Below are 23,679 nucleotides of genomic sequence, written 5' to 3'. Positions count from 1 at the left end.
AAAGCACCCTCATGACCAAAAGCCCGAAAAAATCGGTCAAGAAAAGTTTGTGCTTCTTTACGTTCCTGTCCGGTAATATATTGGTTGCAAAATTGGACGAATTTAGATAAACTCTCTGGTGTTGATGATGTCATAGGTTTTTTCTGAACAACAAGATACTCGACTTGTCAATAATTACAAAAATAACAGATCGTAGGGTGCATTAGCGAAGCGTAACGCACCTGATAATATCCTTCATGACCTCGTGGTTAATTTATCTCCTCATCAAATCCCGCGAAAAAAGCAGAATTAAGGCTTGACAATTAATTTTAAAAATGTTATCCTGGACTCGATAAGGAAGAACCATCATCAAATAATTAAGAAAACATCGTAGCGTAACGCACCTGATAATATCCTTCATGACCTCGTGGTTAATTTATCTCTTCATCAAATCCCGCGAAAAAAGTAGAATTAGGGCTTGACAATTAATTTTAAAAATGTTATCATAGAACAGACGAGGAAGAACTATCATCAAATAACTAGAAAACATCGTAGGGTGTGTTAGCGAAGCGTAACGCACCTAACTATCATTTCCTTCATGACCTCGTGGTTAATTTATCTCTTCATCAAATCCCGCGAAAAAAGTAGAATTAGGGCTTGACAATTAATTTTAAAAATGTTATCATAGAACCGATGAGGAAGAACTATCATTAAATAATTAAAAGATTGTGGTATAGGTTCATTAAACCAAAGACAAAATGCGATCGCTATTTAGGAATCGCTGTAATGAAGCTATTGGTTGTGAAGTTAAACCAATTAATAAAAGACTTAAACCCAGTAGCTAACAGAAATGGTCGTAAATATGGATTTACAAGAAACCCAACTCCAAATTTATCAACTAAAGCAACAAATGACTTTAACTTTAGATCATCCAAAATCAGTGAAATTACAAGTCAAAAATATCAGCTTAATTCAAAAACAACTACGAGCTATTAAAAAAGAGGTGAATTTAGCTATTCGAGAAATTAATCAACAAGCTACACAAACTACCCCTGATAGCATCGTCTCTGTTGCTTTAGATTTATTTGGTAAACGTAAATTAGCAGGTCAATTAAGACAAAGTACCAGAAGGGCTATTCAGTCAGAAAAAATTAGCTTGAGACAACCTTACATGGATATTAAAGATTATATTGACCAGTTGCTTTTGGAAGGAGATAAATTGAAGCTAGAAGCAGAACAATACTTATCGTAGCACCTAACCGTCATCTCCTTCATGACCTCATGGTTAATTTACCTCCTCATCAAATCCCGCAAAAAAGCAGAATTAAGGCTTGACAATTAATTTTAAAAATGTTATCATAGAACCGACGAGGAAGAACTATCATCAAATAATTAAAAAAGATCCTAGGGTGTGTTAGCAAAGCGTAACGCACCTAACTATCATGTCCTTCATTGCTTCGTGGTTAATTTACCTCCCCATCAAATCCCGCGAAAAAAGCAGAATTAGGGCTTGACAATTGATTAAAAAAATGTTATCATAAAAACGACGAGGAAGAACTATCATCAAATAATTAGAAAACATCCTAGGGTGTGTTAGCATTGCGTAACGCACCTAACCATCATCTCCTTCATCACTTCATAGTGACAGCAGTTCCCGATATTCACAAAATACAGATATTAATAATAAAACTCTTGTGGTGCGGGCATACTTCGACCAATCTCAGTACAAGTCTTGCCCGCACAAAATGTACTTCACTCAAAGCTACTTGCTGTAATTTATCTCCTCATCAAATCCCGCGAAAAAAGTAGAATTAGGGCTTGACAATTGATTAAAAAAATGTTATAATAAAAACGACGAGGAAGAACTATCATCAAATAATCAGTGAAACCGAACAAACAGTAGTCTCCCCGAGTGCGAATTACCGTACCCACTTTTTTGCCCAGGAAGATTACAATAGTTTGTGCTATTATTTGCCCTTGATGAAACAAACAACTTGTAGTTGAAATACTCCAAGTAAATTTATACAAAACCACTAAATGGAACTAAGTAAGCCGTGATGAATGCTGTATTACCTCGTTTTTTAAAGTCAGCCTACCGCAAAGAACCTATAGTTAGTGTATTGTTAACTGTAGGTGTAATAGATGCTCTAATTGGTGGGTTGGATGATAGTTGGTCACTCTTCACCTTTGGTTTAGCAACAGCAGGGTTGGCTTTTGCTTTTAAATTATGGCGTATGCAGCAGCGTCCGTCTTTACCAGAAGAGCTAGTTGTTCAACATTATTTACCACCTCAGTCTTCTACTGCTCCTTTACCTGTACTCAAGGTTTCCAAGAAAAAACCACGTCAGTAGTTAAGCGATGCGCTCCCTAGGAAGCGCTTGTGGGGAGATGTGAAGGTGCGATCGCGCCAGTCCTGACTTGTCAGTTCGCTCTCAATGGAGAAATTTTTGCAAGTTAATTTGTTAAAATTTGTTCAGGTAAACAACTACAAATGTAAAAGCAATGAAAATTAAAGCTATTATTTATCCTGCCCAAGAAGGGGGTTACTGGGCTGAAGTACCTGCACTTCCTGGTTGTATAACAGAAGGGGATACAATGGAAGAAGTAATTAATAATCTTCAAGATGCTATACAAGGTTGGCTAGAAGTAGCGAATGAAATTCAAAAACCAGATCCAATCTCACAAGTGATTGAAATTGCAGTATGAAATCAATTTCTGGGAAAAAACTATGTAAACTTGTTGAGAAAAAAGGCTGGATTCTCAAAAAAATTACAGGTAGTCACTATATTTATGAAAAACCTGATGAAAGTAAAATTATTTCTATTCCTGTACATAGAAATCAAGATTTAAAACTTGGGACTTGAAAATCAATCATGAAGATAGCTGAATTGGTAGAAGATGATTTGTAATTATTTGTAATTATTTGTAATTAATGTTTGTTCTGTAGGCTACAGCATAGGTTAGCCTTAGCTTATTCTAGATATCGCTTTTAGGAATGTGTTCAGGGCGATCATATTTTTAGAGGTATTATAGAAGATAAAATATCAAGAACCATTCATTACAGAAAACAAAAATGATATCTATCAAGCTAGAACGAGAAACGGAAACCTACAAAGAATAATGTTCAAGTGAACTGATTACAACTATTCACTGCGTGCAAGATTTTGATAACAAGATTTTGATAATTTTATTCACCTTATTCACCTTATTCACCTTATTCACCACAACTATTATTAGTTTTGTTTATTTTGTTGTTGACTTAGGAAAGCTCTTTTTAGAATTATGAGAATTATTGGCAGTCCGCTGTGGATTATCCCCACGTAATTGTTTACGACCATTAGTAATAATTTGTAACATTTCTTGAATATCCTGTTCCATATTACTCAAAACATGATCAGCATATTTATCAGCACCATCTTCAATCTCTTGAGCTTGAGCAATTGCAGTTTGGCGCATTTCTTCTAACTCTTGCTGACAAGCGCGACGCTTACGCTCAACCTCTGCGATAGTTTCTTGCATCATCGCTTCACAATCTTGTTGGACTTGTCGCCGCAGTTGGTCAGCTTCCCTTTGTGCTTGCTTGATAATATCACTTTCAGCCAAAATTTGCGCCCTTTTGGCTTGGGCCACGTCTACAACCTGTTGTCCATATTCTTCGGCTTCTAAGAGAATTTCATCCTTTTGTGCCAAAATATCTAATGCTTCCTGGAAAACCGCCGGCAAAGATATGCGGATAAAATCAAGTTGTTCGAGTAATTTATCTTCATCTACTAGGGTACGTCCCGTTAAAGGAATCCTCATGCTAGAGAGAATTATGTCCTCTAAGCGGTTGAGTTCTTGCTGAATATCTACCCCAGGTGTTGGCAGTGTCCCGTCTTGAGGGATTGCCTTTACGTACTCCCGTGGGGTAGGATTTTTTCCGTTTTGGTTGGACTCATGGGCAGAGATTGAACTTGGTTGTAGCATTGGTATATATCTCGGGCAACGTGTGAGGGAACAAGATGATCAACAGAGCCACCAAACCGGGCAATCTCTCTTACCACACTACTACTTAAAAAACTATACTCATTTGATGTCGCTAGAAAAACTGTCTCAATCTGAGTAGACAGTGTTTTATTGGTATGAGCCATTTGTAGCTCAATTTCAAAATCAGATACCGCTCTTAACCCCCGCAACAAAATTTGTGCTTGTTGCATTTGAGCATATTCTACAGTTAAACCATCAAAACTGTCTACTCCTACATTTGGTAAATGTTTTGTAGCTATACAAATTTGTTCTAATCTTTGCTCGACTGTAAATAATGGTATCTTATTTGGATTGCGAAGGACGGCAACTATCACCTGTTCAAACAGGCGACTACTACGCTGAATTAGGTCTAAGTGTCCCAAGGTGATGGGATCAAAACTACCAGGATAAATAGCAATCACAATGTTATTTTAGGTCTAAATATTAAATAAACTAACAGCTTTTTTCCATAACTTAGTTAAGTCTAACATCTCATGCTTCATGATTGGCAATTAGTGACTAAGTAGGTGAATGGAAAAAAACCGACATAAGTAACGAAAAGTAAAGTTGCCCAAAACCTCTTCCCAGTTAAGAGTTCCCTGTTCCCTTGTCATAACGACAATTTTTAACGCTAACCTACTTAAGTAAGTTAACACAATAAAACCAAACTGTGTAAAGAAAGGTAAAATCGCTGAAAACCTCTTGCAAGATTGCCTATTGCAAGATTGCTTTATTATTGTCTTTGTCTTTGTAGATTTCATATTCCTATAGATAATTTTCCATGGTAGTAGATTTTTCGATTTTGCCCTTGGGGTTTCAATTTACTTCTCCCGGTCCGATTATAGTTAAACTCGGACCAATTGTTATTCGCTGGTATGGGTTATTAATTGCCACTGCTGTCTTAATTGGTGTCACCCTTTCCCAATATCTGGCCAAACGTCGTCACGTTAACCCAGATTTACTCAATGATTTATCAATTTGGCTGGTAATTGCCTCTATTCCCGCAGCTAGGCTCTATTATGTCTTATTTCAATGGTCAGAATATTCTCAACACCCAGAAAAGATCATTGCCATTTGGGAAGGAGGTATTGCTATTCATGGGGCAATTCTTGGCGGTGTCGTCGCGGCGTTGATTTTTGCTAAACTTAATCAAATATCTTTTTGGCAATTAACTGATTTAGTCGCACCTTCTTTGATTTTAGGGCAAGCAATTGGCCGGTGGGGGAATTTTTTCAACTCGGAAGCCTTTGGCCGTCCCACTAATTTGCCTTGGAAGTTGTATATTCCCCCAGAACGTCGTCCTTTGGATTTAGTTAATTTTGAATATTTTCATCCCACTTTTCTCTATGAATCTTTGTGGAATTTCATGGTTTTTGCACTATTGCTAACTTTGTTTTTTCGGGCTTTATCTCAAAAACCACGTTTGAAAGTAGGGACTTTATTTTTAGTTTACTCGGTAGCCTACAGCTTCGGGCGGTTTTGGATTGAAGGTTTACGCATGGATAGCTTAATGCTAGGACCTTTACGAATGGCACAAATGGTCAGTTTAGGAGGAATGTTTTTAGGACTGGTTGGTTTAGCTTGGCTGTATGTACTCAAGCGTCCTTTACCTGATGTTGTTTCCTCTTTCAAAGGAGATTAACTAAAAATAAAAAATGCCCCAGAGTAATTAATCTCCAGGGCTTAACCAGGGTGCATCTACCATCTATTTCTACAACTCAAAAGTAGTGAATCCGGAAGGGTACTGAAGGATTTGCCAAAAGTTTTTTGTCGGAGTTTTTCAGAGCAAAGTTAATGAAGGAATATACGAGTAATTTAAGTGTTAATGACTACCAAAATCCCCTAAATCCAGCAGTTTATATTGTGGGGGCAGGACCGGGAGATCCCGATTTATTAACGGTTAGAGCGCAAAAGTTGTTGGCTAGGGCTGATGTGATTTTATTTGCAGATTCTTTGATTCCTGAACAGATTTTAGCTGTTTGTCGTCCAGATGCGGAAATTATCAAAACGGCAAATCGGACTCTAGAAGAAATTTTACCACTGATGATTGATGCCGTAGTAGCCCATAAATCCGTCGTGAGACTGCATTCTGGTGATCCTAGTCTCTATAGCGCTATTCATGAACAAATGCAGCTATTAGCAGCAGCTAATATTCCTTTTGAAGTTATTCCCGGTATCAGCGCTTTTCAAGCAGCCGCAGCTAAATTGAAAATTGAGTTAACTGTTCCTGGTTTGGTACAAACTATTATCCTCACTCGTATTAGTGGCCGCACTTATGTTCCTGCTAGGGAAGAATTAGCCAGTTTAGCAGCACATCAGGCCAGCTTATGTTTATATCTGAGTGTCCATCATATCACTGAAGCACAAACTCAGTTGTTAGAACATTATAATCCAGAGACTCCCGTAGCAATTTGCTATCGCTTAGGCTGGCCGGATGAAAAAATCCGCGTTGTTACTTTAGCACAAATGACCGCTTGTACTCATGAAGAAAAATTACAAAGAACTACACTTTATGTAATCAGTCCAGCACTTTTACCAGTAACCGGACGCTCCCGTTTATATCATCCTCAACATGACCATTTATTCCGTTCATCACATCGGGATTCTGGATTTTAGATTTTGTTGATTCTCTACACAAATTTGGAGGTTTGTCAAATAGCAAATTTTTATCCATCTTGCTACAGATTATTAATCATTTTTCTAGCACTTTTGCCCCAAAACTGCTGTAAATTAAGGATTTAAAAACGAACTCTGGTAGGGCTAACATCCGTCGCCAACGCCAAGGTTCTTGATATAATCTATATAGCCATTCTAAGTTATTATTTGCTAACCAGTTGGGAGCGCGTGTTTTTGTTCCTGACCAAATATCAAAACTACCACCAATACCTATCCAAATTGAGTTAGGACATAAATGGCGATTTTTAGAAATCCATAATTCTTGACGCGGAACTCCTAAACCAACAAATATTATTTGTGGCTGTAGTTGACTGAGGCTTTGCAATAATTCTTGTTCTTCTTCTGGTGAATGATAACCAGAATGTGTTCCTGATATAGTTAGTGTCGGAAGTTTTTGTTTCCATAAATCTGCTGCTTTTACGGCTACTCCTGGTGCGCCTCCATAGAAAAATATTGACGCAGATATTTGTTTTTGCGCAACTGTTTGTAACAGTTTTTCTGCTAATTCAATTCCCGGAATACGTTGTATTTTTTTCCCTAATAAATACTGTAAATACAGCACAACTCCCGCACCGTCAGGAATTACTAATTCAGCATTTTGAATAATATTTGCTAGGGTGGGATTTTTTTCTGCTTGTATGGTCATTTCTGAATTAAGGGTAACTACATGAGTTCCTTTACCTGCTTTTAAAGAATATAATAACCAGTCTGGATAATCATCCATAACATGAACTGGTAAACCTAATACTGAAAATGCTGGAGGGATTTCAAACATGGTTTCTTGAAAATTAAACGGGGTTGATATTTTCTCTAGGTTATTTTATCAAATTTTTCCCTCAATGCATAATAATATAATCATAATTTTCTCCTCTAATCATTTACTTTTTGGCTGAAACTAATCATACTCACTTTCAAGATCCTCTGGACGATCAATATCTGCTAAAGATGGCAAATAACCTATTGATAAATTCAATTTCTCCGCAATTTCTAGTGTTTTTGCAAATACTTCAGCCGTACCCCACTGGATATTTGTAAATAATTCCGCTGCTGGTTTTTGTAACCCAATTAAATAGTAACCACCGTCAATGGCTGGACCTAGAACAAGATTAAAAACTTGCAATTTCTCAAAAGCAGTTAGTAAAATTTGTGAGTTTAAATCGGGACAATCAGTACCAATGATAATTACTTGTTTTGCTGTTTGATTAAACGCATTTACAAGCGATCGCTCCATTCTTTGACCTAAATCTCCCTCACCCTGAAATTGATATAACCAGTCATTTCCTAACCAATTTCGCATTTTTTCTAAATTACCACCAGTAAAACGTATTTCTACAGATAATTTGATCAGATTTTGTAATTCTTTAACTTGCAAAATGGTCTGTTCAGTCATCTGTCTTTGCAAGTTAGCAGCGCCAATATCACCCAAAACTGGTATTAACCGGGTTTTTGTTTTTCCTGGTTCTGGATAACGAGTAAAAATAATTAGGTGTTGAATTAGATGTTGTTTTGCTGATTTCAAGGGCTTAATTCAAAATTTGCTGCTATTAAGGATATCGCAACTATGGGCGCTGTAACTGCGCGGAGAATACGACAACCCAGAGAAGTGGCTACAAATCCCGATCTTACAGCTATTTCTAGCTCTTGATCTGTCCACCCCCCTTCTGGTCCAATAGCAATAATGATCTCACTTGCAGTGTTAGCATTATTTATCACCTGCTTTAAGTGAGGATAATCACCACGGGCTTCACAGATATAACTATGACTGGCTGTATTTTCATTTATAGCAGTCTTAAAAGCTACTGGTTCTAGAATAGTAGGAATCACTGCTCTTTCTGACTGTTCAGCGGACTCTGATGCTATGCGCCGCCAACGTTCTAGCTTTTGGGGACTGGGATTTAATAAACTGCGATCGCTTAAAAGTGGAGCAATATAAGTTACACCTAATTCCGTACAACAGCGGATAACCTCATCAAATCCATTCCCTTTTGGTAAGGCCATCATTAAAGTAATAGATACAGGTAATTCCGTTTTTACCTCTAGTATTTCTACAATCTCTCCTTGTGTTCCTTGTAACTTAGTTAACCACCATTTACCCATACCATTCATAGCAATAAATTTATCACCATCTCGTAACCGCAACACCCGCAGCAAATAATGTTGCTGTTGAGGTGTTAATAAAAGTTGGTTTTCTTGAAGTTGTTGGGGATTAATGGTAATACGCTGAAGTTGTGACATGATTAAGATGAATTTTTAGACTACATTGTATGTAAAATCCGTAAAAGTAGCAATCTCTAAATAGCAATTTGAGTTAGTAGCTTAAATGTGCCTCTGTCGTACAGAATAAATAACCCCAAGGCCATTAATATAAAGGGAATAATAGCCCGACCATAGCGACTTAAAATATAACCAATAGTAACTTGACTGGTCAATAGATAAGCAATACCACAGCCAACTCCTACCATAGCTAAAAATACAGCTATAATTATGCCTAAACTAACAAAATCTTGACCCGCGAATAGAGGTATATAAACACTAATATTGTCACCGCTATTAGCAATGGTAATAGCCGCAACCTGATAAGTATTTGGGTGTAAAATGCTCAAGAAAAAAGAGAATACAGGGTTAGGGTGTAATAACCGTCGAAAATCAGGATTAACTGTCTGAACTTCCGTACTTTCTGTTTGTTGATTAATCAGTTGTTTCATACCAATAGCTATGGGTAATATTCCTAATAATCCCAACCATTCTCGCTGTATGAATAAACCGCCAAAAAATCCTGGTAAACTCAACATAATAATGGCAAAAAAACCGAGGTATTGACCAATGAAAATATGACGTTTACGAAAATTACTATCTATTTGCGAAAACAATAGTAGTAGAATCATCATATCGTCAATATTAGTCACAGTAAAAGCAATTATCCCCTCGATAAAAACATTAGCCAGCTTATTCATTATTAATTAAAGGAAATTTCCTCAGTTACCTGTATCTGTTATATGTCAATACTATAGCATTTCCCATGGTTATAATTACAGAAATCGGACATCAAACACAGATAAGTTTGTACCCCAGTTGTCATATTTATTGTAATAACTCCTGAAACCGTTTTTCATTCCGAACTTTATCAAAATCTCTATCATTTTTCGCCAATTGTTGATATTTTTTGGGGAAAAGTTCGATAGCTTTCTTGAGGTTTTCAATTGTCAGTTCTAAATTATTTTGTAAGGCATAATTGCAAGCTTTATTATAGTAAACTTGATGCAAATTAGGACGAATAGTAGTTGCTTGGTTGTAAGATGCTAAAGCCTCTTTGTAGCGCTGTAATTTTGTCAACGCAATTCCTCTATTAATCCAAGCTTCATGTTTATTGTGGTCAATAGCGATCGCTTCATCATAAGATTTTACGGCTTCTTCGTAATGTTGTAAAGCTGTTAAAGCATTACCACGATTATACCAGGCTTCATCTTTATTTGGGCGAATTGCGATGGCTTTATCATAGGATTCTACAGCTTCTGGGTACTGTTGTAAAGCAATCAAAGCATTTCCCCGATTTACCCATGTTTCCGCACTATCATTTTTAATAGCTATCACCCGATTATAGAATACTAAAGCTTCTTGATAACGACGGGCATCTAATAAACCATTAGCTTGTATTAGTAAATTTTCTGCCTTTTGACTGTCTTGTACTTCTGTAATCAGTTGATTAACATTGCTTTCTTGAACAACTTGTTTAGCATTTTCAGATGAATAATTTGCCGGGTCACTACAGCCAATTATCATCAAACTGATTAAACTAGAGGCAATTAAGCTTCGCCAAATTACCATACTGCTCCTACAAAACTCATATAATGATCCTAGAACTGATTGTAATTTAAAAGCAGTATCAAAATCAACTAATTATTATCAATTATTTTTTGATTCTGCAAATTTAAAATTAAGATTTCGATAAACTTTTCAAAAACTACCCATACAATACCATAATCATCCTCCATAAATCAATTATCTTTTTATGATTCCTCTTTCCTCTTTCTGCTTTCTGCTTTCTTCTACTGACTTGAATCCTACTTTTCACTAAAAAACTTTTTTACGCTTGCTCCAAGTATCAGCAGTTTTACAAATATCAAAGAGTGATGCTACAGAAAAATTCTCAAGGATCTGTGATCAAATCACCTATTTGTTGCTTTTGCAGCCAGGAAATTTTCTCACTAACTCATTTAGCCAAGGTCGGGAGTGTATAATACTGTTAATACAAGTGTTTTCGCGGCGTTTCAATTTATGTTTCAATTTATGTTTCAATTTATGGTGAGTTAATTGGAGGAAAAAAATATGACTATTAATGAATCTGATTCATCCCACCTACCTTCCCCACAGATAAATCAAGAAGATGAATTGGAAATTACTGAAAGTAATCAATCATTAACAAAAGTAGAACCGGAGAAAAAACAAGTATCGGCACAATCTTCCGTGAAAACAAATATTTTCAAAGAAATTTCTGCTTTTTTTAGTGACAATTCCCGTATTCAAGTCCTGATTACCCCAAGGATTTTATTATTTACTAGCTTGTCCATGGCCATAACTTTAATTAGTATTGTCATTAATAACTCATGGCTGGGGATTTTGGGAACTTTGGCAACTTTGCTGTTATCACTATTGATACTTTACCCTTGGTGGCAAGATATCATTCAACAATGGTTTTCACCTCAAGATAGAAATGTGTTTGTTGGTTTTATAGGAGTAATAGTAGCAATAATTGGCTTATTCAGATTTACTAATTTGGGTCATAGTCTACTACTTTGGGGAAAGAGAATTAATTGGGAAGCCTCTGGTACTTTAGCAGAATGGTTTGGGGCTTTAGGACAAATTGCCATTGCCATTATCGCCGTTTATGTAGCATGGCGACAATATGTAATTTCTAAAGACCTAACTATTCAACAAAACCTACTAACTGTACAGCAAAACGTCATTACCCAACAACAAACCATAGACTCCTACTTTCAAGGAGTTTCTGACCTAATATTGGACGAAGAAGGATTATTAGAAGACTGGCCGCAAGAAAGAGCGATCGCCGAAGGACGTACTGCTGCTATATTCAGTAGTGTAGATGGTAGTGGTAAAGCCAAAATTCTGCGATTTCTCTCCCGTTCTAAATTACTTACCCCCCTACAACGCGATCGCCGTTTAGGAAGAGCTATTCTAGATGGTAGTGGTGGTTATGCTGAAGATCGTTTGGAAGGAGTGCGCGTCATAGACTTAGGTGTGATGTTAGCAGGTGCCGATCTAGCCGATAATGATTTACGCTGGACAGATTTAAGTGAAGCCAATCTCGTCCGTGCTAATCTTAGTAATTGTGACTTAGTAAAAGCTAACCTTTCCCGAACAATACTATATGAAGCCAATCTCAGTAATACCGATTTAAACGGAGTTCGTCTATTTTATGGTTTAGTAGAACAAGCATCTCCCCGCAGTCGCACTCAACCACCCAACTACGAAACCGGGGAACACACTGGTGCAGTTATTGAAAATGCTGACTTCACTAATGCACAAAGAATGTCCCCAGCTACTCATTACTACTGTTGTGCTTGGTGTGGAGAAAAAACCAGAAATACCATTCCGGGAGGTTGTGAAGGAATTCCCAATAAATTAGGTAGATAAGAGGACATTGACAATTAATAGGTTGAAATCATGACTGTAACTAAACGAGTTTTTTTAATTCTTTCCTTATTAACTACCTTGGGTATTATTTCCCAAGTTAGCACCACAGCCAAAAATCCGCCCTCTAAATCAGAAATAACCATCAACGATAGCAACAATCACAAACAAATCAACCTAGAAAAAGGTAAAATTTTGATAATTAAATTATCAGCCAATCCATCAACAGGTTATAATTGGCAAATCATTAAAAATGATCCTCAAAAACTCAAACCCTTGGGAGATTCAGTATTTGAACCATTACCAACAGCAGCAGGAGAATCCAAAGTCAAATTAGTAGGATCACCTGAAAATCAAGTTTTTCGGTTTTTAGCCCAAAACTCCGGTTCAACCCAGCTAAAACTCCAATATTCACGGGCTTGGGAAAAAAATATTCCCCCCATCAAAACCTATCAAATTACAGTCAAAATCCGTTAACAGAAAAAATTGGACTTGGTAAATTGACCTATAAAAACCAAAAAATTTCTCAAACTCCTCTCTTTGGTCTTCTGCGGCTCTGCGTGAGAAAAATCATCAATTTTCTGGTAAAGTCAGAATTTCCACCCCAGACTCCGTCACAGCAATAGTATGTTCAAATTGGGCAGAAAGCAAGCGATCCTTGGTTACCGCAGTCCAACCGTCACTAAGCATTTCCGGCTCATAAGTTCCTTCATTAATCATTGGTTCAATAGTAAACACCATACCGGGTCTAAGTTTTTTACCTCTACCCCTAATGCCATAATGAGGAATATCGGGTGCTGTATGGAAAACATTACTAATTCCATGACCGACAAAATCCCGCACCACGGAAAAGCCGAAAGACTCAGCATATTCTTGAATAGCCGCCCCAATATCCCCAATTTTCGCCCCTGGTTTCACCTCTGCGATTCCCAATTCTAGACACTTTTGTGTCACTTCTACTAATTTTTGGGCTTTTGGAGAAGGACTACCAACCAGAAATGTTTTTGATGTATCACCATGATAACCGTCCAGAATGGGTGTCACGTCTATATTAATAATGTCCCCATCTTTGAGAATTTGTTTAGCATTGGGAATACCGTGACAAATTACCTCATTTACACTAGTACAAATTGACTTAGGATAACCCTTATAACCCAAAGGAGCGCTTTTTGCTCCATGCTTTTGCGTCCATCTTTCCGCCTCATCATTCAATTCTAGGGTACTTACTCCTGGTTTCACCAAAGGTTCTAAATATTGTAACAATTTAGCGGCCAAGCGGCCAGCGCGACGCATTTTTTCTATTTCCCGCTGGGATAAAATGACTATAGTTTCTGTTTTCATCAAATTTTAATTTACTCTTTTAAAAATACAGTTAACCCAGTCGTTGCTGCTCTATAAGTAGCATCTGCTACCTTGAGGGCATACAAGCTTTGTTCTGGAGTGATATATAAAGGACTAGCATCAAATAAATAGTCTAATACCATAGTTGTATCTTTGGCAAATAAACCCCGACGTGTACCCACCTCAATTAACTGCGTTCCTTGGCCTAATATTAACATTGCCGTATCACCATCGAGAATTATCCCCCCATTTTCACCATGAACCTCTAATTTACGTTCTGATTGCCACAAAGTTTCACCCTTGCCATAAACTACCTGTGCCAATAAACCACTGTCAAAGCACAACTGGGCTGAACAGAAACAGGTTTGGTAATAATTTGGTTCAATTTGCCAATATCGTTGATGACAGTTAACGCTAAAAACTTCACCAAACAAATCAATCAGACGATTTAATCGAGATAAAGCCCCAATTAAGGGAAAACCAAACATTTCATGATTATAAGTCCATTTGCGCGGCGCTGGCTGTTGGGGATTCAGGGTACTATGGCGAACATAAAACAAATCACCCAGTTGATATAAGTGTTGTTTTAACGTTTGATGCCAACCCCCCAATAATTCAATGTGTTCAACGTGCAATAGCTTATTGACTGTTTTTGCTAAAATAATTAGTTCTTCGGCTTCCTTGACATCTAAAGCCAGGGGATATTCAACAATTACGTGCTTACCCCTCTCCAAAGCAGCGCGGGCAATTTTGCCATGATCTTGATTAATAGTGCATAAGACCACCAAATCCAAATCTTCCCGTTCTACTAGCTGTTGCCAAGAACTCATAGCCTCAATTGCGTATTCTGTGGCTAAAATGGCTGTTCTTTGGGGATTACCAGCTATAGCTATTAAATCACTGCGCGGATCTTGTCGCAATGCCTCAGCCCTAAGTTTAGCAGCATAGCCGGTACCGACTAAACCCACCCGCAGACTATTTGTGGATAAAGGTGGTCTATGATTATACATGATTTATCACCAGTTTTCAATGTTTGGGTTTAATGCCATGAGTATTTTATCAACAGGTCAGCATTAGGAAATGTCTGACACCTCCATTTTATAAGTATCATAATTCCTGACTCGTCAAGTCCAGTTTGACATCTATCCAGGTCAAGACTTTATATAACAAAAACTTATTAGTCTTCTGTAAATAAATTTCATTTCTAATCGGGGTTGATTTTCCGTCATAAATTGTAACTTTTCCCTTAGTATCAGAATTGAAGCAAATTTAAACCAGCGGCTACTTCTATCAAAATAGCCCTATTGTTTGCATCAGAATAACTTATAGAGCCGATTTCACAAGAGAGGATAATTAAATGGCTACTTACAAAGTGACACTTATCAACGAACAGGAAGGTTTAAACAAAACTATTGATGTTGACGATGATGTATATATTTTAGATGCAGCAGAAGAAGCTGGTCTAGACTTACCCTACTCCTGTCGCGCTGGCGCTTGTTCAACCTGTGCGGGTAAAATCGTTTCCGGTAAAGTTGACCAATCTGATCAGTCTTTCTTAGATGATGATCAAATCGAAGCTGGATATGTTCTGACTTGTGTTGCTTATCCTGCTTCTGATGTTACTATCCAAACCCACAAAGAAGAAGACCTTTACTAAGCCTTAGCTATCTGGCTATTAGCAACAAGAATTGAGTCCGGGGATTGGGAGCTACTGAGTCAGAGTTACTACCAATTCCCCAATTTCTTGCTACCTTTAATTTTAGTCAGTTGTTAGCTATAGCAGCAACTTCATTCACAAATATCGTCTCATTCTATCAGTACCGCGCATTTTCATCAGTCCCACTCACCAAGATGTAATTTGACATCTATCTAAAACAGGATTTTAGATAATAAAAACTTATTAGTCTTCTGTAAATAAATTTCATTTCTAATCGGGTGCGATTTTCTGTTATAAATTGTAACTTTTCCCTTAGTATCAGAATTGAAGCAAATTTAAACCAGCGGCTGGTTCTATGAGAATAGCCCTATGATTTGCATCAAAATAACTTATACTGCCGATTTCACAAGAGAGGATAATTAAATGGCTACTTACAAAGTGAGACTTATCAACGAAGCCGAAGGTTTAGACACAACTATTGAAGTTCCCGAAGATGAATATATTCTAGATATTGCTGAAGATCAAGGATTAGACTTACCCTACTCCTGTCGCGCTGGCGCTTGTTCAACCTGTGCGGGTAAAATCAAATCCGGTACTGTTGACCAATCTGATCAATCTTTCTTAGATGATGATCAAATCGAAGCTGGATATGTTTTGACTTGTGTTGCTAGACCTACTTCTGATGTTGAAATCTATACCCATAAAGAAGAAGACATCTACTAAGCTTTAGCTATCAGCTATTTGCAATAATAATTCAGTCCGGGGATTGGGGATGGGCTACTGAGTCAGATTTTCTACCAATTCCCCAATTACTTATTGCCTTTAATTTTAGTGCCAGGATAATAAAATTCTAGAATCTTGGCGCTAGACCAACCTAACTTGGCTAAATTCTGAGCGCCTGTTTGACTCAAACCCACGCCATGTCCTAAGCCACCACCGATAAAAGCATATCCCCAAATATTCCTTTGTCCTTTGTTAAGAGGTTCAATATAGAAAAGCGTGCTAATGGGTGCTGCAAAAGCACTGCGAACTTCATCTTTTTGTAAAGTAAAAATACCGATATCTGTTTTCACAGCTAATTTTAAAATTCTGCCGCTGGGACTGCGTTGAACGATAGACATGGCCTGAATTGTTTGGAATTTGCTGTCAGGGCTTTTTTTAGCACGTAAAAATTTTTGCAAGTCTTTGGTAATTGTATTGATATCAGTTTCTCTGCGCCAACGGAATACATCCCATGTACTCTCATTAAATCCGTCCTTCAGGGCGATAAATTTCTGGAAATTCTGATCATCTGCTAAATTCTGATTAGACAAGTTCCAAATATTACTATTAGCAGCGTCTATAACTGGTTTTAAATACGGACGGTCTTCACCATTCCAAATATCGCTAAAGTTAGCAGTTACACCACCTGTAGTGGAAGAATACAAAGCATCAACTATTTCATTCTTATAAGTAAGAACCTGACCTCTAGTAGAGGCAATGGCTTGATCTGTATTCTTAGCAACTCCGCTGAGTCCTTGATAAACTTGACAGTGAGTATCAGCACATAACTGATAGTTATCTACTGCAAATCTGCGGACATTGCGTAAGGCATAAGTGCGAGCAATAATGGCTTGTGCTTCTAGGGCTGCTTTTGGCGCGTTTGTACCAATTTCATGGGGTAAAACTCCACGGATATAGGTTTCTAATGGTACTGTATTGACTAAGGTGTAATTCCCGTAAGCATTGGGCTGTAAAGTCATTCTTCCCCCATAGTTCAAGTTTTTTTGGGGGGTTGTTTCGGTTTGATTACCTGCCTTGACCTTAATTATATCTTTACTTGTACTTACTTCTAGATAATTTGGACTGTACTTTTTACCATTGACATTCCAAGTAATTTTTGGTACTTGTTGGCGAATATTTGTGGCTAAATAAGCATTTTGATCACCAGATGTTTTTATACTTTGTAATAGCAAACGGCGAATTAAGGGAGTGCTGTAAACGTCCCGTTTTGCCCATACTTGCCAGCGTTCTGGCTGGGCTATTTCTACTTCTATACCTTGGGAACGCCAGTAGTTGGCGCTATCTTCGGCTGTTTCAAAGGTACGGAAGTCACCCAAAACTAATACCTCCTTAATCTCCCGCTGGATCAAGGTTCTCATGACTGTTGTTAACTGGATGGGTTGGTCGGTAGTTAAGGTTTGCTGCTGATTACCGACGGCAAATTTCAATGTTAAGCGATCGCCTTTTGTGGGGGCTAATTCTAATTTGTCGGTGGGTTTAGCCCCAAATCGCTGCACAATGCCAATTTTTAATTCTACATCCTGATTCTTGCTTACTGGTTCTGATGCAGCAGTCAATCCCAATAAACACAGGGTTGTGATTAATCTGTAGGAAGAATGCCAAAAAAATATTTTCATGAAGACTAATTCTAATTACCCTTATGCTATCGGCAAGATTTTGAATAATTAACCGTTTCAAACCCTTTTGCCTATTACCTAATTATATGTTTTTATATGTTTTTCGCTTATACGCTTCTAGAATACAATTACGCCTTTTGTAAAAGTCATTATGCTCAAAGGATGCAGGTAGATGAAAAAAACTACTTGGATGCTCGGAAGTTGACTAGAAGAATAAAGTCATATAAAGGTTATAATGGCTATCAATGCCTTATCCCTTGTCATCCATGTCCCAAGCTGACTTCACCCAGAATTTGCAAAATTTAATGCAAAAGGTCGGTTTTGCCAGTTTTAAATCCTTGAGTCTGGCTGCCGGTGTTTCCCAGTGGCAAATTTTGCAGTTACGGAGGGGAAAAATTCGGCAGATGCGGGTGGAGGTATTACTAAAAATATCACAGGTTTTGCAAATATCTGGGGGTGAATTAGCAGAAACTTTTGGTGTTCAGGGTTTATCATTGAAAACAGCAAAAACTCAGCGTGAAGACTATAATATAGACTTATTACAACAAATAACAGAATTACAAAATGAGCATAAAAGAATATCGTTGTCAATGTTACAACAAAGGGAATTATTACAAGAGGAATTTCAGCGGTCAAGTTTACAAATATTAGAATCACTGCTGCTACAATGGCCAACAGCGGCCTATAGAGCTAGGGAGGATCACCAGTTAGCAGCAGTAAAAATATTACCTTTGGTAGATAAGCCTTTAGAGGCATTATTACAGGCCTGGGGTGTGAGGGCGATCGCTTCTGTGGGTGATCAAATCCCCTATAATCCGCAATTGCATCAATTACTGGAGGGAACAGCACAACCAGGAGAGATCGTTAAGGTACGTTATACAGGCTATACGCAATATGATCAGTTGCTATATCGAGCTAGGGTAAGTCCGATGTAAAGTTTATTTTCTGTTGATAAATAGATCAGAAAATATTGAAGTTTCTTGTTTTATTTTTCAGAAACTTTCATGTATTCTTAATTAAATAACACTTGATGTTTTTGTTGAATAAATAGACTAAATATTTTTTATATTATCTAAATATTTAGTATATAATAACAACATCACAATCAGAACATTCTTAAATTAAATCAAGATTAGGATATTATGAATCAGCAGGTAAAAGTGGTTGTCATCAGCGGTAACTTTAATGCTAGTACCTCATCAGAATTTCATGAAAATATTCAAGAGGTGATTGCTAGTGGCATCAAAATTGTGTTGATTGATTGTCATAGTGTCACCTTTATGGATAGTTTTGGTTTAGGGACTCTAGTTGTCACATTTAAAATGTTGGAAGCAGCTGGGATCAAGATGGTTATTTGTTCAACTAATGAGCAAGTTAAGATGCTATTTGAATTAACTGGTATGGATAATAAATTTACAATTGTTCCCAGTCAAGAAGCATTTGAAAATCTTTTAGTTTCTGCCAGTTAATTAATCAAATTTGACTTGGAGAATAGATAAATCATCCTCAAATGTCTCTTTGGAGTTTAAGTTAATTAAATAATCCAGTATATAATCAAGTTGGTTCTCAACAGAATACTGTAAGCTAATGAAAATCTGAATTAAACCTTCTAAACTCCAAAGAGTACCATCTGGTTGAGTAATTTCATAAGCACCATCACTAAAAATATAAAGGATGCTAGATTTTTCAATATAACAAGAAGCATCAACATACTTGGCTTCAGGAAACATCCCCACCGGCATTCCCGGAGTTTTTAATCTTTTTACTTCTGTGTTAATAGGGGAGTTCCCAGCAACAATAATTGCTGGTGGATGGCCAGCACTAGAGTATGTTAACTGACGACTAACTCGATTATAAACTCCATACCAAATTGTCAAATACTTATCATTTTGATAATTCATTTGAAAGGTATTGTTTAAAGCCGCTAAAACCTGGCTAGGTTGATAGTAATTTAAATCCTTGAGAGCGCGGGAACGTAATAGATTTAATACAGAAATAGAGGGTAAAGTTGCTTTCAGTCCATGGCCAGCAGCATCTAACAAATAGATGGCCAAAGAATCAGGATCAAGCCAATTATAGTCAAAACAATCCCCACCAAGTTGCCGCGATGGCAAAAATTTAAACTTGACCCGCAAAGGGTTATTTATAGGTAGAGGTAAAAGGGATTTTACATATTCTGTGGCCTCGGCTAATTCTGTTTCTAAAAGTAGCTTTTGGCTATGTAAATCCTGACTTAATTGATGTAGACGTAAACCGGCTCTGACCCTTGCTTGTAGCTCATTTTGTTCAATAGGTTTGGTGATGAAATCATCAGCACCAGCATCTAATCCCCTGACTCGATTAGCGACTGAATCTAAAGATGTTAATAAAATAAAAAATGTGGTAGATAATCTGGGATCTTTTTTAACGCGATCGCACACTTCTAAACCACTCAACCCGGGCATAATCCAATCACATATAATTAGGGATGGAGGTGAATCCAAGGTTTTTAAAATTCCTTCTTCTCCGGTACTAGCAGTAATCACTTCATAACCTTGTTTTTCTAATATTCTTTTGAGAAATATTTGTACGGAGCGATCATCATCAATTACTAATATTTCAAACATTGGATATTACTGAATAAAATTATGTATTTGTCTCACATAGGACGACACCCATGAGTTACGGAATAAACGAACCACTCCAGACACAGAGAACACAGAGAAATGGGGGTTTAGGGAGAGATATTTTGCGTAAGTCCTGTCACAGTCTAGTCCCTTCAGACACAGAGAGTAGGAATTTTAAATCTTTCCTTAACTTAAATTTAGGGTAATTTATATGGCAATAACCTGAGATATAATGACAGTTTAAATAAATATCAATTACAATAACTTTGCCTTTTTTGGAGCTGGGTTTGAGGGGAGTAAAACCCAACGCATTTCTGAGGGTGAGGCACGAAATCTCAGCTAGGAATCAAGGCTTTTTACAAGCTGAAAACATTGAATCAGACTCATGAAAGGGGATTTAACCAGAATAGCATAACTTGTTTTAATTGATTTAAATCTCGATAAACTTCTTGTTTTAACCATTGTCCTAAAGCATCAAAAGGACTGAAAGAACTTCCAGGTTGCCATTTAATATCTTGTCCTAAAGGTGTAGTATGATTTCCTGATAAAGTTTGTGTTGTTATCATATCGGGAAAGAGTTTTTGTAAAATTTTTGTTAAGTCTGCCGATTGATCTAGAGTATCTTTATTAAATCTTATTAATAAATTCCGCCGAATTTGATAACTTTCCTGTACTATTTGGTTAGTTTCTGCGGGTGTAGGTGTAAATTCAATGTCTAATTGAGAATTTAATTGAGAATTTAACTGTTCTACTAAGGGTATAGCTTCATTCGCAGTAAAGTTATTAAAGGATATTAAAATATTACCAGCACGTTGCACTGAAAAAAGACTACCAATAAGTAAATGGAGTTTACAACCCATACTATGTCCTATTCCATAGGTAGGAAGGTAAATCTTCCGTATTTCTCCTGATTCTTGTAACCTTTCTAGGGTGTGTTCAAAGTTAATTAATACATTTTTGGCGATCGCTATATGATCCAATGTGTTTACAAAAGGTGTCGCAATCACTACATATCCTTTAGCAGCGAGATGTTCCAGTAACCAACGATAGGTCAAATGTGGTAAAGTAGCTACAAATGCACCACCTAAAAAGTGGATAATCCCCACGGGGTGACGCGGAATAAGTACCCAATTACCTCTAATTTCTTGCCAGTTCATTGCCAAAATTTATTAATTGTCTAATGATTGTATTTTGATTTTAACTCTTATTCTGTAACTTTTTCATTTCCTGTTGCACATCTAAGGAAATTTGTAAAGCTTCATTTAATAATTTACCATGTTCTGTGGCTTCCTCTGTAATTTGCATTGAGGCTAAAGCTGCTAAATTATTAGCAAATAAATCAGAATTGGTAATAATAAAACTTTTATTCTCTCGCAAAATTCTCTCAGTCTTTAAAGCGCGGATTAAATCATTCCTCGTTAGTTCTAGTGCTGCTAATACTTTTTCTCTTTCTTGTATACTCACTCCTAAATTACCAGCATCCTCGATTTGGTCATTAATATCTATAGCTTTAATCACGGAATTATATCTTTCTACATCATTTAATAAAATCCGTAAAGAATTTGTCTGATGTTGTTTGAGAAACCTACTTTTTCCTTTCCATAGTAAATACAATATAGTTTGTATACTTCCCCCCGTCCATAAGGTAAATACAATCAATGGTATCCAAAATGATGATTTTACCAAGAGATATATAAAAACGCAAATAGAAAGTCCTGCAAAAACTAAAGTTGGATTTTCTGTTCCTTTAACTTTTTTTAGCAATTGTCTACTTAATTCCTGAATAATATCGGTAATAATTATTAATTTATTATTAACAGGTAAGTTAGTCAATTTTTGCAGTTCCTCATGACTAATATCCAATTCCTCTAAATCATCTCGCACAGTTACTAAATCCTTAACATACTAGTGATTTAGTTTAATATAACAATTGAATTTCTCTAATGGCTATAGATAACTCTTAATTCTGTTGATGATAACTATCTATATATCATTTCCTAGTCCACCGAATCATTTTGACCTCTATTTTAATTAAGATCTAATTAAGAAATTTGTAACAAATAGCTCATACAGTGTCCCATTAGAAAATAGACCACCAGCATTGCTACTGCGGCTAATGCCACTATCATACCAGCTAACATGAAAGAAAATTCTTTATGCTCAAAAGCTTTTTCCATCAGGTGTAGGGACCATGCTACAAGCGCCACATCAAAGATTAAAATAGGAATCAACATATTTCTTAATATTTCTTCATAGTAGTACCATTATCTTAACACTCTTTCAGAAAACTGTGTTTGATGTTCGACGGCGGTAGTTGGTCGCTATGATCTGATATCAAGCAGGAAGACGAACAGGAACATTACGTTCTTGCAAATAATTCTTAATTTGTGCTACGCTGAGTTGTCCAAAATGTAACAATGATGCTAACAGTGCGGCTTCCGCTTTACCTTGAGTTAAAGCAGTGTGAATGTGTTCACAGTTTCCAGCACCACCAGAAGCAATGATGGGAATTTCCACAGCATCAGCGATCGCTTTTGTCAAGTCCAAATCATAACCAGCTTGAGTACCATCAGCGTCCATACTTGTGACTAATAATTCTCCAGCCCCCCTTTTTGTTACTTCTTTAGCCCACTCTAAAGCATCTATACCAGTATTTTCTCTACCACCGCGAACATATACATCCCAGCCCGGATTCTCCGTATCAGGTCTGCATCTAGCGTCAATAGCTACAACAATACACTGATTTCCAAAGCGATCGCTGGCTTGATTAATTAAATCTGGGTTTCTGACCGCCGCCGAATTAATACTAACCTTGTCAGCCCCAGCTCGTAATAAATCTTTAACATTTTCTAAGGTTTGAATTCCTCCACCCACGGTCAAGGGAATGAAGACCTGTTCAGCAGTCCGGTAAACCACATCAATAATCGTGTTTCTGTCTTCATGAGTGGCTGTAATATCTAGAAATACTAACTCATCAGCACCAGCTTCATTATAAACCCTGGCCAGTTCTACCGGATCACCCGCATCCTTGAGATCAACAAAGTTAATTCCTTTGACAACTCTGCCAGCTTTGACATCTAGACAAGGTAAGATTCTTTTAGACAACATAATACTTTTTTGCTCCTGGTAATTGCTAGGAATTTTAATTGTAAAGGCAATTGGGGAATAGATGACAAGAGTGGATCAAGATCCAATGGGTTTTGTCCAGACTCAAATATACTAAAGGAGGTATGGGTGTAATTGCAAAATAGGACTGAATAATTATCAATTACTCTTTTAGTGTTCCGGGTTAAAACTGCAAATTTTCAGAATTACTAACTATCAACCCTGTAAGTAGTGATGCAAAATAAATTGTATATTTAAAATA

27 protein-coding genes are annotated in these 23,679 nt (G+C 37.0%); 12 read left to right on the top strand and 15 right to left on the bottom strand.

What is annotated here, in order from left to right; translation table 11 throughout:
- Positions 1-829 precede the first annotated feature (829 nt).
- The 4 genes from H6F62_RS02750 (at position 830) to H6F62_RS02735 (ending at position 2,843) form a co-directional block, all read left to right on the top strand.
- Complete coding sequence (locus tag H6F62_RS02750; RefSeq protein ID WP_242025893.1) at positions 830-1,231, top strand: hypothetical protein; 402 nt, start codon at positions 830-832, stop codon at positions 1,229-1,231.
- Between the two features lie 805 nt (positions 1,232-2,036).
- Positions 2,037-2,330 (top strand): hypothetical protein, encoded by a 294-nt coding sequence (locus H6F62_RS02745; protein WP_137909254.1) that lies wholly within the window; start codon positions 2,037-2,039, stop codon positions 2,328-2,330.
- Positions 2,331-2,481: 151 nt separating this feature from the next.
- Entirely contained in the window at positions 2,482-2,685 is a 204-nt protein-coding gene (locus H6F62_RS02740; RefSeq protein WP_137909230.1) for a type II toxin-antitoxin system HicB family antitoxin, read from the top strand.
- Positions 2,682-2,843, top strand: coding sequence for a type II toxin-antitoxin system HicA family toxin (locus H6F62_RS02735; RefSeq protein ID WP_137909231.1), 162 nt, complete (start codon positions 2,682-2,684; stop codon positions 2,841-2,843). The genes H6F62_RS02740 and H6F62_RS02735 overlap by 4 nt, the downstream gene beginning before the upstream one ends.
- A 379-nt stretch (positions 2,844-3,222) precedes the next feature.
- On the opposite strand, the gene H6F62_RS02730 is transcribed toward H6F62_RS02735, so the two are convergent.
- Positions 3,223-3,945, bottom strand: coding sequence for a DivIVA domain-containing protein (locus H6F62_RS02730; RefSeq protein ID WP_190371278.1), 723 nt, complete (start codon positions 3,943-3,945; stop codon positions 3,223-3,225).
- Positions 3,870-4,406, bottom strand: a complete 537-nt coding sequence (gene coaD / locus H6F62_RS02725) for a pantetheine-phosphate adenylyltransferase (RefSeq protein ID WP_137909233.1) — start codon at positions 4,404-4,406, stop codon at positions 3,870-3,872. Before coaD ends, H6F62_RS02730 begins: the two co-directional genes overlap by 76 nt.
- Positions 4,407-4,765: 359 nt before the next feature.
- Here coaD and lgt point away from each other — a divergent pair, with 359 nt between their 5' ends.
- Together lgt and cobM are read left to right on the top strand one after the other, a co-directional pair.
- On the top strand, positions 4,766-5,626 hold the full coding sequence (gene lgt / locus H6F62_RS02720) for a prolipoprotein diacylglyceryl transferase (RefSeq protein WP_137909234.1): 861 nt from the start codon (positions 4,766-4,768) through the stop codon (positions 5,624-5,626).
- A gap of 152 nt (positions 5,627-5,778) precedes the next feature.
- Positions 5,779-6,600 carry a precorrin-4 C(11)-methyltransferase gene (cobM, locus tag H6F62_RS02715; protein ID WP_190371277.1) on the top strand — a complete coding sequence of 274 codons (822 nt, stop codon included), beginning with the start codon at positions 5,779-5,781 and terminating at the stop codon, positions 6,598-6,600.
- 76 nt (positions 6,601-6,676) lie between these two features.
- On the opposite strand, the gene H6F62_RS02710 is transcribed toward cobM, so the two are convergent.
- The 5 genes from H6F62_RS02710 to H6F62_RS02690 all read right to left on the bottom strand — a co-directional run bounded on the left by H6F62_RS02710 (position 6,677) and on the right by H6F62_RS02690 (position 10,485).
- Positions 6,677-7,435: a WecB/TagA/CpsF family glycosyltransferase gene (locus H6F62_RS02710; protein ID WP_137909236.1), complete on the bottom strand. Its 759-nt coding sequence runs from the start codon at positions 7,433-7,435 to the stop codon at positions 6,677-6,679.
- Between the two features lie 120 nt (positions 7,436-7,555).
- Complete coding sequence (locus H6F62_RS02705) at positions 7,556-8,179, bottom strand: TIGR04282 family arsenosugar biosynthesis glycosyltransferase (RefSeq protein WP_190371276.1); 624 nt, start codon at positions 8,177-8,179, stop codon at positions 7,556-7,558.
- Positions 8,176-8,895 carry a 16S rRNA (uracil(1498)-N(3))-methyltransferase gene (locus tag H6F62_RS02700; protein ID WP_190371275.1) on the bottom strand — a complete coding sequence of 240 codons (720 nt, stop codon included), beginning with the start codon at positions 8,893-8,895 and terminating at the stop codon, positions 8,176-8,178. The genes H6F62_RS02705 and H6F62_RS02700 overlap by 4 nt, the downstream gene beginning before the upstream one ends.
- Before the next feature lie 56 nt (positions 8,896-8,951).
- Positions 8,952-9,614 carry a cadmium resistance transporter gene (locus H6F62_RS02695; RefSeq protein WP_190371274.1) on the bottom strand — a complete coding sequence of 221 codons (663 nt, stop codon included), beginning with the start codon at positions 9,612-9,614 and terminating at the stop codon, positions 8,952-8,954.
- A 127-nt stretch (positions 9,615-9,741) separates the two neighbouring features.
- Positions 9,742-10,485 (bottom strand): tetratricopeptide repeat protein, encoded by a 744-nt coding sequence (locus H6F62_RS02690; protein WP_137909240.1) that lies wholly within the window; start codon positions 10,483-10,485, stop codon positions 9,742-9,744.
- Between the two features lie 501 nt (positions 10,486-10,986).
- Between H6F62_RS02690 and H6F62_RS02685 the strand changes: the two genes are divergently transcribed.
- Complete coding sequence (locus H6F62_RS02685) at positions 10,987-12,312, top strand: pentapeptide repeat-containing protein (protein WP_137909241.1); 1,326 nt, start codon at positions 10,987-10,989, stop codon at positions 12,310-12,312.
- A 30-nt stretch (positions 12,313-12,342) separates the two neighbouring features.
- Positions 12,343-12,786: a protease inhibitor I42 family protein gene (locus H6F62_RS02680; RefSeq protein WP_190371273.1), complete on the top strand. Its 444-nt coding sequence runs from the start codon at positions 12,343-12,345 to the stop codon at positions 12,784-12,786.
- 96 nt (positions 12,787-12,882) lie between these two features.
- Here H6F62_RS02680 and map read toward each other — a convergent pair whose 3' ends face one another.
- Both map and H6F62_RS02670 read right to left on the bottom strand, forming a co-directional pair.
- A complete protein-coding gene (gene map / locus H6F62_RS02675; protein WP_137909243.1) occupies positions 12,883-13,650 on the bottom strand; it encodes a type I methionyl aminopeptidase in 768 nt (255 codons plus the stop codon).
- A gap of 11 nt (positions 13,651-13,661) precedes the next feature.
- The gene (locus H6F62_RS02670) at positions 13,662-14,660 is read right to left on the bottom strand and encodes a Gfo/Idh/MocA family oxidoreductase (RefSeq protein WP_190371272.1); all 999 of its coding nucleotides are present in this window, start codon (positions 14,658-14,660) and stop codon (positions 13,662-13,664) included.
- 347 nt (positions 14,661-15,007) lie between these two features.
- On the opposite strand from H6F62_RS02670, the gene H6F62_RS02665 reads away from it, so the two are divergent.
- Complete coding sequence (locus H6F62_RS02665; RefSeq protein WP_137909245.1) at positions 15,008-15,307, top strand: ferredoxin; 300 nt, start codon at positions 15,008-15,010, stop codon at positions 15,305-15,307.
- 423 nt (positions 15,308-15,730) lie between these two features.
- Positions 15,731-16,030, top strand: coding sequence for a ferredoxin (locus H6F62_RS02660; RefSeq protein ID WP_190371271.1), 300 nt, complete (start codon positions 15,731-15,733; stop codon positions 16,028-16,030).
- Positions 16,031-16,116: 86 nt separating this feature from the next.
- On the opposite strand, the gene H6F62_RS02655 is transcribed toward H6F62_RS02660, so the two are convergent.
- Positions 16,117-17,706, bottom strand: coding sequence for a SpoIID/LytB domain-containing protein (locus H6F62_RS02655; RefSeq protein WP_190371270.1), 1,590 nt, complete (start codon positions 17,704-17,706; stop codon positions 16,117-16,119).
- 266 nt (positions 17,707-17,972) lie between these two features.
- Between H6F62_RS02655 and grpE the strand changes: the two genes are divergently transcribed.
- Both grpE and H6F62_RS02645 read left to right on the top strand, forming a co-directional pair.
- A complete protein-coding gene (gene grpE, locus H6F62_RS02650; RefSeq protein ID WP_190371269.1) occupies positions 17,973-18,641 on the top strand; it encodes a nucleotide exchange factor GrpE in 669 nt (222 codons plus the stop codon).
- A 207-nt stretch (positions 18,642-18,848) separates the two neighbouring features.
- A complete protein-coding gene (locus tag H6F62_RS02645) occupies positions 18,849-19,175 on the top strand; it encodes an STAS domain-containing protein (RefSeq protein ID WP_137909248.1) in 327 nt (108 codons plus the stop codon).
- Here H6F62_RS02645 and H6F62_RS02640 read toward each other — a convergent pair whose 3' ends face one another.
- The 5 genes from H6F62_RS02640 to hisF form a co-directional block, all read right to left on the bottom strand.
- On the bottom strand, positions 19,176-20,312 hold the full coding sequence (locus tag H6F62_RS02640) for a SpoIIE family protein phosphatase (RefSeq protein WP_137909249.1): 1,137 nt from the start codon (positions 20,310-20,312) through the stop codon (positions 19,176-19,178).
- 383 nt (positions 20,313-20,695) lie between these two features.
- A complete protein-coding gene (locus tag H6F62_RS02635) occupies positions 20,696-21,469 on the bottom strand; it encodes a DUF1350 family protein (RefSeq protein ID WP_137909250.1) in 774 nt (257 codons plus the stop codon).
- Between the two features lie 40 nt (positions 21,470-21,509).
- Positions 21,510-22,196 (bottom strand): hypothetical protein, encoded by a 687-nt coding sequence (locus H6F62_RS02630; RefSeq protein ID WP_137909251.1) that lies wholly within the window; start codon positions 22,194-22,196, stop codon positions 21,510-21,512.
- Positions 22,197-22,354: 158 nt separating this feature from the next.
- The gene (locus H6F62_RS02625) at positions 22,355-22,546 is read right to left on the bottom strand and encodes a hypothetical protein (RefSeq protein WP_028084026.1); all 192 of its coding nucleotides are present in this window, start codon (positions 22,544-22,546) and stop codon (positions 22,355-22,357) included.
- 100 nt (positions 22,547-22,646) lie between these two features.
- The gene (gene hisF / locus H6F62_RS02620) at positions 22,647-23,420 is read right to left on the bottom strand and encodes an imidazole glycerol phosphate synthase subunit HisF (protein WP_137909252.1); all 774 of its coding nucleotides are present in this window, start codon (positions 23,418-23,420) and stop codon (positions 22,647-22,649) included.
- Positions 23,421-23,679: the final 259 nt, after the last annotated feature.

Origin of the sequence: Anabaena sp. FACHB-1391, from assembly GCF_014696755.1 — a bacterium.
GTDB lineage: Bacteria > Cyanobacteriota > Cyanobacteriia > Cyanobacteriales > Nostocaceae > Dolichospermum > Dolichospermum planctonicum.
Note: the sequence above shows the minus strand (reverse complement) of the source record. Positions and strands in the feature narration are given on the sequence as shown.